This window comes from Streptomyces boncukensis (genome assembly GCF_011045075.1).
Lineage (GTDB): Bacteria > Actinomycetota > Actinomycetes > Streptomycetales > Streptomycetaceae > Streptomyces > Streptomyces boncukensis.
The window spans coordinates 1-9385 of the sequence record NZ_JAAKZZ010000298.1; the positions used below are offsets into that span (position 1 = coordinate 1).

Genomic DNA, 9385 nt, shown 5'->3' on the forward strand with positions numbered 1-9385 from the left:
CCCCCTCACCCCCGCCGGCTCCGGAAGGGCCCGCGCCGCGACCGAGTCCCTCACCGTCGACCTCTCCGCCGGCACCGGGCCCGTACACGGCGGAGCCGCCGGCTCCCTGTACGGCGTGTACGGCGACGGCGTGCCGACCCGCACCGTGCTGGAGGGGATGCACATCCGCACCGTCTGCACCAAGGCGCAGGACGGCGTCCAGCACCCGGGCGCCGACGCGCTGGAGGTCCTGCGGCCCTTCGTCGACGCGGGCGGCGCGGACCTGTACGTCTACATGACCGACATCTACCGCGGCTTCCCCTACCAGTGGCCAGGCGTCACGGGCGAGGAGCGGCTCGGCGACTTCATGAAGCGGATCCGCACCCAGGTCGAGCAGGCCCTCACCGTCGGCGCCGACTACCGGCGCCACCTGGTCTACGTGCCCTTCAACGAGCCGGAGGGCAATATGTTCGGCACGGGGGAGTGGAGCTACGAGAGGGTGTCCTGGCGGGACGACCCGCGGCGGTACTTCGCCGCGTGGAAGGACGTCCACGCGCTCATCCGCGGCCTGGACCCCGAGGCGCGGATCGCCGGACCGAACACCAGCATCCTCTACGACGAGGTCAAGGGCTTCCTGGAGTTCGCCAAGGAGAACGGCGTCCTGCCCGACATCGTCACCTGGCACGAGCTGTCCACCCCGGCGACGATCCGCACCAGCGTCGCGAAGTACCGCCGCTGGGAGAAGGAGCTGGGCATCGGACCGCTGCCGGTCAACATCAACGAGTACGCGTACAACTACCACATCTCCGTGCCCGGCCAGATGGTGCAGTGGATCGCCGCGATCGAGGAGTCCAAGGTGGACGCCGACCTCGCGTACTGGAACATCGACGGCAACCTCGGCGACTCCGCCGTCATGGCCTCCGGCGGCAACGCGCAGTGGTGGCTCTACCACGCCTACGGCGCGCTGACCGGCGACACCGTCGAGGTGACGGCGCCGCATCCGGGCGAGCAGTACACCCTGCAGGGCGTCGCCGCGCTGGACCGCGGCAAGCGGCAGGCGCGGGTGCTGTTCGGCGGGGCGGACGGCGGCGCCGAGGTCGTCGTCAAGGGGATCGACCCCGGCGTCTTCGGCCGCACGGTGCGTGCGACGCTGCACGAGATCCCGTGGAGCGGGCAGGTCGGCGACGCGGCGCCCGCGCCCCTGCTGCGGGACGCACGGATCGAGCCGGGGGAGGACGGCACCCTCACCGTCCCGGTCGGCGGCATGCGCGAGATGTCCGCGTACCAGCTGCTGCTCGCGCCCGGCGAGGGCGGCGGCCCGCTGGGCGAGCCCACCCTGCTCTGGCGCCGCACCTACGAGGCGGAGGACGCGGCGCACACCGGCAGCGGCTGGTCGCGGAACGGGCCGGAGGGCAGCCCGGAGAACGTCGCGAAGTTCGCCACCTCGGGCGGCTACGACGTGGGCGGGCTGCGCACCGGCTCCGACGTCGTCCTGACCTTCGAGGTGGAGGTCCCGCAGGACGGCACCTACGACCTGAGCGTCTTCGCGAACTCCTACAACGAGTACGACCTGGTCAAGGAGCAGGGCCCGACCAATGTGTTCCTGCGCGTCGACGGCGGCGACCCGAAGGAACTGCTGCTGCCGCTCGGCTACAAGTGGGTCGTGTGGGACCACACCGACGCGCGCGTCGAGCTGTCCCGGGGCCGCCACACGCTGACCCTCGCGGCCCGCGACCCCCGGCTGGGCGAGACGCGCGGCGACGCGATCGTCGACAAGCTGGACCTGGCGCTGCGCGCCGAACGCCCCGGCGTGACCGCGTACGAGGCGGCGTACGCGGAACTGCGGGGCGGGGGCGCGGCGCTGGAGTACGGGCGTGCGGGCGCGCGGGGCATCGGCACCGCCGTGCTGCGCGACGGCGCCCGCGCCGTGTTCTGGGTGCACGCGGCCGAGGCGGGCGAGACCGCCGTACGCGTCGACCACCTGGGCGGCGGCACGGCCTCGCTGGCGCTGGGGGAGGAGCGGCTCGCGGACGTCGCCGTCGGCGGGGAGCGGGCGGGCACGTCGACCGTCGCGGTGGTGCTGGGCGCGGGCCTCAACAAGCTGACACTGGCCGGGACATCCGGCGCGCTGGGCGTGGACCGGCTGCGCGTGACCCCGTCCGAGGGGGTGCTCACCCCCTCCGTCCACCAGGCCGAGGACGGCGAGCTGACCGGCGCGGCCAGGGTCACCCGGGAATACACGTTCGCAACGGGCGGCCGGGCGGTCACGGACGTCGGAGACGGCCCGGACAACGCGCTCACCCTCCAGGTCACCGCCGGGCGCGCCGGGCAGCACGCCCTCGCCATCCGCTACTCCAACGCCCAGCAGGCGCCCGCCACGCACTACAACCCGGATCCGGTGGCACGCCACGCCGACGTCGCGGTCAACGGCGCCGAGCCGGTGCGGGTGCTGTTCCCCACCACCTTCCACTTCAACAACTTCCGCGAACTGACGGTCCCGGTCGAGCTGGAGGAGGGCCGCAACGCGATCCGGTTCACCTCGGCCGAGCTGCCCGACTTCGACGGGGAGAGCTACAACCAGTACGGCCAGCGCTCCCCGTACGCCCCGGTCCTCGACCGGATCACCGTCACCCCGCTGGCCCGCCCCGTGTGAGCGGGTGATCGGGATTTCGAATGTCGTCCGACCCATTGACGCCCCCGTCCCGGCCGCCTAAATTCAGCGGTCGCATGCGAGCTTAAAACGTTTCAAGTTCCTGTCGAAACGCGCAAGTTGACCGCTCAGAAGGGGCGTGGCATGGCTGGACGAGGCACTGGGACACGGGCGTGGAGAGCGGCGGGGGTGGGCCTTGTGGCCCTCGGCCTCCTGGCATCCGGCTGTGGCTCCGGTGACGGGGGTTCGGGCGGAAAGACCGAGATCCGCTACTCGTGGTGGGGCGCGCAGCACCGCGCCGATCTGATCAAGAAGACCATCGCGCTGTTCGAGAAGAAGCACCCGGATATCAAGGTCAAGGCGGACTTCCAGGAGTACGAGGACTTCTGGAAGAAGTTCAACACGCAGGCGGCGGGCGGCAATCCGCCGGACGTGTTCCAGAATTCCCACGCCTTCCTGCGCAAGTACGACAAGAAGAACGTGCTCCTCGACCTCAAACCCCAGGTCGAGCAGGGAAACCTGAAGACGGACGACTTCCGCAACGGCCTGGAGAAGGCGGGCGAGGTCGACGGCAAGCTGCTCGGCATCCCGGTCGGCGCCAACACCTTCGGCCTCTTCTACAACACCGAGGAGTACAAGAAGGCCGGCGTCACCCCCAAGGACGGCTGGACCTGGAAGGACTACTACGCGGGGATCGAGAAGATCTCCAAGGGCAGTGGCAAGCTGGCGGGCGACAGCGGCAACGCGTCCGTCATGTACCTCTACGACCTGGTGCTGCGCCAGCAGGACAAGGCGTTCTTCACCGAGGACGGCCTCGGGTTCTCCAAGGCCGACCTGAAGAAATGGTGGGCGGACAACCTCCGGCGCACCAAGGCGGGCCACTTCACCAGCCCGAAGAAGGTCCAGCAGGCCCGGCCCAAGCCCGCACTCTCGGGGAAGCTCTCCGCCGGTGAGTTCAGCTGGGACAACTTCCTGGTCCGCTACACCAGCGAGACCGACGCCAGTATCGATCTGGCCCCCATCCCGACCACCGACGGCAAGCGCACCGGCCAGTACCTCTCCTCGCTCATGCTGAGCGGCTCGGCCCGCACCAAGCACCGCGCGGAAGTCGCGAAGTTCATCGACTTCATGGTGCACGACCCCGAGGTCGGCAAGATCATGGGCTACGACCGGGGCGTCCTGGCCACCGAGCCGCAGTTCGAGGCGTACCGGCCGAAGGGCGTGGACAAGGAGATCGCGGACTACGAGGAGCGGGTCAAGGACCGGATCGAGCCCATCACCCCGCACCCGGCGGGCGCCGACATCGTCGAGGCCGCCTTCCTCCGCATCGGGGACGAGGTGCTCATCGGCTCGACCTCGGTGGACGACGGCGTCGACAAGTTCTTCTCCGAGGCCGAGACGGCCCTGGGCTCGTGAGCGACGCGACCGCGGGCCCCCGGAAGAGACCGGGGAGCCCCCGGAAGGGCGCGGGGAAGGGCGCGGGGAAGGGCGCCGGGAAGGGCGTCTCGGGGCGGCGGCTGGGGCGCCGCGAGAACCTGGCGGGCTATCTCTTCCTCAGCCCCTGGCTCGCGGGCCTGGTCCTGCTGACCGCGGGCCCGGCCCTCGCCTCCCTCTACCTCTCCTTCACCGACTACAACCTCTTCGACAGTCCGCAGTGGATCGGCCTGGACAACTTCAGCGACATGTTCGCGGACCCCCGCTGGCGCAAGTCGGTGGAGGTCACCCTCCAGTACGTCGCCATCGGCACCCCGCTGAAGCTGCTGGCGGCGCTCGGCGCGGCCCTGCTGCTCAGCAGCCGCCGCCGGGGCCAGGCGTTCTACCGCGCCGCGTTCTACGCCCCCTCGCTGGTGGGCGCGAGCGTGTCCATCGCGATCGTGTGGCGCGCGATCTTCTCGGACGACGCGATCGTGGACCGTACGCAGCGGCTGTTCGGCGTCGACATCGGCGGCTGGGTGGGCAACCCGGACACCTCGATCTACGTCCTGGTGGCCCTGACCATGTGGCAGTTCGGCGCCCCGATGGTGATCTTCCTGGCGGGGCTGCACCAGATCCCCCGGGAGCTGTACGAGGCGGCGGAGGTGGACGGCGCGGGCCCCTGGCGGCGCTTCGTGTCCGTCACCCTGCCCATGCTGTCCCCGGTGGTCTTCTTCAACCTCCTCCTGGAGACCATCCACTCCTTCCAGGTGTTCGCCTCGGCCCTGGTCGTCAGCAACGGCCGCTGGGGCCCGGCCGACTCGCTGCTGGTCTACACCGGCTACCTCTACGAGCAGGGCTTCGTGAACCTCCGCATGGGCTACGCCTCCGCGATGGCCTGGACCCTGCTGCTCTCGGTCGGCCTGGTGACGGCCGTCCTCTTCTGGTCCCAGAAGAAGTGGGTGCACTACGAAGGGAGCGAGCGGTGACGCGCACCCGAGCCGTACGGTCCATCGCCTGGCACCTGGGGGCGCTCGCCCTGCTGGCCGTCCTGCTCTACCCGGTGGTGTGGGTGATCGGCAGCTCGCTGAAGCCGAACGAGGAGATCGTCGGCAGCCTGCAGCTCCTCCCGCCGGACCCGATCCTGGACAACTACCGGCGCCTCGCGGACGGCATCGCCGGGATCTCCGTCTCGACGTTCTTCGTCAACTCGCTGGTGCTGGCGCTGGGTTCGGTGGCCGGCGTCGTCCTCTCGGCGTCCCTCGCCGCGTACGCGTTCGCCCGCATCCGGTTCACGGGGCGGAACGCGCTGTTCACCGTGATGATCGGGACGCTGCTGCTGCCGTACCACGTACTGATCATTCCGCAGTACATCATGTTCCAGAAGGCGGGGTTCATCAACACCTATGTCCCGCTGCTGCTGGGCAAGTACCTGGCGGTGGACGCGTTCTTCGTCTTCCTGATCGTGCAGTTCATGCGGGGCCTGCCGCGCGAGCTGGACGAGGCGGCCCGGCTGGACGGCTGCGGACACCCCCGGATCTACTGGAACATCACCCTCCCGCTGTGCCGCCCGGCCCTGATCACCAGCGCCATCTTCACCTTCATCTGGGCCTGGAACGACTTCATGGGCCCGCTGCTCTACCTCAACGAGCCGGAGAAGTACCCGGTGTCGCTGGGCCTGAAGATGTTCATCGACCAGGACAGCATCCAGGACTACGGCGGCATGATCGCCATGTCGCTGGTCGCGCTGCTGCCGGTGCTGCTCTTCTTCCTCGTCTTCCAGCGCTACCTCGTCGAGGGCGCGGCGACCTCCGGTCTGAAGGGGTGAGCGATGGCCTCGGTGACCCGCTCCCTGCACTCCGGCCGGTTCGCGCTGTTCGCGGAGTGCCTGCTGACCGGCGTGTGGATCGCGCTGGCCGCGCTGCCCCTGGTGACGGCGCTCCCCGCGTTCGCGGCGGGCGCCGCCCACCTGGAGCGGCACCTGGCCGGAGACCGCTCGCGGCTGCGGGACTACCTCGCCGACCTGCGCGCCGCGACCCGCACCGGCTGGCGGCTGTCCGCACTGTGGTGCGCGGCGCTGGCGCTGCTCGGCTGGGACCTGTACGTGGCGTCCTCCGGAGCGCTGCCCGGCGCGCCGCTGTGGGCGCTGACCGGGCTGGCCGCCGCGTTCGTGCTCCTCGTGGGCGGGGTGCGCGCTGCGGCCCGCTACCGGCCCGCCGACGACCCCGAGCCCGGGGGCGACTGGCGGGCCTGCGCCCTGGCGGGCGTGCGGCAGACCCTGCTCACCGACCGTCCCGGCGCCCTGCTGGTGGCGGCGGGCTGGGTCGTGGTGGCCGCCTCGGCCTGGATGCTCCCCCCGCTCGCGGCCCCGGCCCTCGGCGCCCTGACGGCCTGCGCGGTGGCGATCCGCGACAGATGAGCCCCGCCCCGAAGGGGCGCGGCCAGCTACCACACGCCCGCAGCCCGCAGCCCGCAGCCCGCAGCCCGCAGCCCGCAGTCCGCACAGCACAGCCAGGGGCAGCCCCTGCCCAGCAAGCGACAGTCCTCTGATTGGAGTGCGTTCCGATGCCCGACATCCCCCGACGCGGCGTCCTGATGTCCGCCGCCGCGGCCGGCGTGTCCGCACAGCTCCCCCGGACCGCCGCCGCCGCGCCCGCGCAGCCCCCGCCCCCCGACAGCGCGGCGGGCGGCGGCCCGGACCCGGTCCGGGTCCGCTGGCTGGAGGACGGCGGGCTCGGCGCGGCGCCCGGCTCCACCTTCGGCGTGCCCTGGCCCCGCGGCCAGGTGCGGGCTGGCCAGGACTTCAGCCTGGTCGCCGACGACGGCACCCAGGTCGCCGCCCAGACCTGGCCCACCGCCTACTGGCCGGACGGCACCCTCAAGTGGACCGCGCACGCCGTCGGCCCGGCGGCGTCCGGCGCCGGGACCCTCACCCTGCGGCCCGGAGCGCCGGCGGAGCCCGCGCGGGCCGTCCGGGTGACCGGCGGGCACGGCACCGTCACCGTCGACACGGGCGCGCTGACGGCTCGGATCGGCACCCGGGGCAGGGCGCTGGTGCGGTCGCTGCGCCGCGGCGGCACGGAGGTCGCCAGGGACGGCCACCTGGTGCTGCTGCGGCAGTCGGAGCCCGCCGAGGGCGACACGGGCAGCACGAAGTGGCACCGCTTCACCAGCCGTATCGAGAAGGCCACCGTGGAGCAGCGCGGCCCCGTCCGCGCCGTCGTCCGCGTCGAGGGCAAGCACGGCGGCGGCAAGGACGGCGGCGGCAAGGACGGCAACGGGGGGCGGGCCTGGCTGCCGTTCAGCGTCCGGCTCTACTTCTACGCGGGCTCCGAGGCGGTCCGCATGGTGCACACCCTCACCTACGACGGGGACGCCGGAAAGGACTTCATCCGGGGCCTCGGCGTCCGCTTCACCGTCCCGCTGCGCGACGAGACCTACGACCGGCACATCCGGCTGGGCGGCGAGGGCGACGGGATGCTCACCGAGGCCGTCAAGGGCGTCACCGGGCTGCGCAGGGACCCGGGGCAGGCGATACGCACAGCGCAGGTCAAGGGCGCGAAGCTGCCCGACCCGGCCAGCTGGGACGAGCGCGTCACCAAGCGCCTGGACCTCATCCCCACCTGGGGCGACTACACCCTCAGCCAGCTCTCGGCGGACGGCTTCACCGTCCGCAAGCGGACCGGTCCCGGCCGGGGCTGGATCGCGGCGGGCGGCGGACGCCGCGCCGCCGGCTTCGGCTATCTCGGCGGTGCGGGCGGCGGGCTCTCCTTCGGCCTGCGGGACTTCTGGCGGCGGTTTCCCGCCGGGCTCGACATCCGGGGCGCCGCGCGCGACGAGGCCGAGGCCACCGTCTGGCTGTGGTCCCCCGAGGCGCAGCCGATGGACCTGCGCTTCTACCACGACGGCCTGGGCCAGGACAGCTACGAGAAGCAGCTGGAGGGCCTGGAGATCACCTACGAGGACTACGAGCCGGAGTTCGGCACCCCGTACGGCATCGCCCGCACCAGCGAGCTGATGTTCTGGGCGAACGAGGCCACCCCGTCCGCCGGGGAACTGGCCCGGCAGGCGGCGGCGGTGCGCACGCCCCCGCAGCTCGCGGCGCCGCCGGAGCAGCTGGCCGGCGCGAAGGTGCTCGGCGGCCTCTTCGCGCCCGCCGACCGCTCCGGCGCCGGGCGCACCAAGCTGGAGGACCACCTCGACTTCCTCTTCGGCTACTACCGGGACCAGGCGGACCAGCGCCGCTGGTACGGCTTCTGGGACCACGGCGATGTCATGCACAGCTACGACGAGGACCGCCACCAGTGGCGCTACGACGTCGGCGGCTACGCCTGGGACAACTCCGAGCTCTCGCCCGACCTGTGGCTGTGGTACGCCTACCTCCGCTCCGGGCGGGCCGACGTCTTCCGCTTCGCCGAGGCCATGACCCGGCACACCGGCGAGGTGGACGTCTACCACCTCGGCGAGTGGGCCGGGCTCGGCACCCGGCACGGCGTCCAGCACTTCGCGGACAGCGCCAAGCAGCAGCGCATCTCCACCGCCGTCTACCGCAGGCCCTACTACTTCCTCACCGCCGACGAGCGCACCGGCGACCTGATGCGGGCCCTCGTCGACTCCGACGAGACGTTCCTCGTCCTCGACCCGCTCCGCAAGGTCCGCGACGACGTGTACGAGCCCGACCGGAACGCCCTCTCCGTCGGCATGGGCACCGACTGGAGCGGCATCGCGGCGGCCTGGCTCACCGAGTGGGAGCGCGGGGGCCCGCGGGCGGAGCGCGCCGAGCGGCGGCTGCGCACCACCATGCGCACCATCGCGGCGCTGCCCAAGGGCTTCTGGACCAAGGGCGTGCGCTACGACCTGGACACGGCGGAGTTCAGCGCCGAGAACCCGGACGCGGTCGAGGTCAGCCATCTGAGCGCGGTCTTCGGGCAGGTGGAGGTCTGCGCCGAGCTGATCCATCTGACCGGCGACGAGGACTTCGAGCGGGCCTGGCTGCAGTACTGCCGCCTGTACGGGGCGGGCGGGGCCGCGATGGAGCGGGAGCTGGGCGAGGACCTGAGCCGGTCGGCCGTCCTGCAGCAGGGCCACTCGCGCCTCACGGCGTACGCGGCGGCCCGTACCGGCGACGCCGGGATGGCCCGGCGCGCCTGGCGGGAGTTCTACACGAAGGACCCCTGGGGCTATACGGAGTCCTCGCCGTGGCGCACGGAGAAGCTGGACGGGCCGCAGGCGCTGGTCCCCGGGGAGGAGGCGGCGTGGGTCGACACCAACACCACGGCCCAGTACGCGCTGGCCGCCATCCAGAACCTCGCGCTGATCGGAGACCACCTCCCCGGCCCCGGC

The 9385-nt window shown here is 72.0% G+C and carries 6 protein-coding genes; all 6 read left to right on the forward strand.

Annotated elements, in window-relative coordinates; all coding sequences use genetic code 11:
- A partial coding sequence (locus tag G5C65_RS24190) for a carbohydrate-binding protein (protein ID WP_165301029.1) occupies positions 1-2632 on the forward strand: 2632 nt, incomplete at its 5' end.
- A 141-nt stretch (positions 2633-2773) separates the two neighbouring features.
- Positions 2774-4045: an ABC transporter substrate-binding protein gene (locus tag G5C65_RS24195; protein ID WP_165301030.1), complete on the forward strand. Its 1272-nt coding sequence runs from the start codon at positions 2774-2776 to the stop codon at positions 4043-4045.
- Entirely contained in the window at positions 4042-5031 is a 990-nt protein-coding gene (locus G5C65_RS24200; RefSeq protein ID WP_165301031.1) for an ABC transporter permease subunit, read from the forward strand. Before G5C65_RS24195 ends, G5C65_RS24200 begins: the two co-directional genes overlap by 4 nt.
- Positions 4986-5870 carry a carbohydrate ABC transporter permease gene (locus tag G5C65_RS24205; RefSeq protein WP_165301034.1) on the forward strand — a complete coding sequence of 295 codons (885 nt, stop codon included), beginning with the start codon at positions 4986-4988 and terminating at the stop codon, positions 5868-5870. Before G5C65_RS24200 ends, G5C65_RS24205 begins: the two co-directional genes overlap by 46 nt.
- Before the next feature lie 3 nt (positions 5871-5873).
- A complete protein-coding gene (locus G5C65_RS24210; protein ID WP_165301032.1) occupies positions 5874-6461 on the forward strand; it encodes a hypothetical protein in 588 nt (195 codons plus the stop codon).
- 146 nt (positions 6462-6607) lie between these two features.
- Positions 6608-9385: exo-rhamnogalacturonan lyase family protein (locus G5C65_RS24215; protein ID WP_165301033.1), on the forward strand; the 2778-nt coding region annotated here is incomplete at its 3' end.

Excerpts from the sequence above, each read along its gene's own strand:
- G5C65_RS24195 (WP_165301030.1), top strand. The coding sequence starts at position 2,774 with ATGGCTGGACGAGGCACTGGGACACGGGCGTGGAGAGCGGCGGGGGTG.
- G5C65_RS24210 (WP_165301032.1), top strand. The coding sequence starts at position 5,874 with ATGGCCTCGGTGACCCGCTCCCTGCACTCCGGCCGGTTCGCGCTGTTC.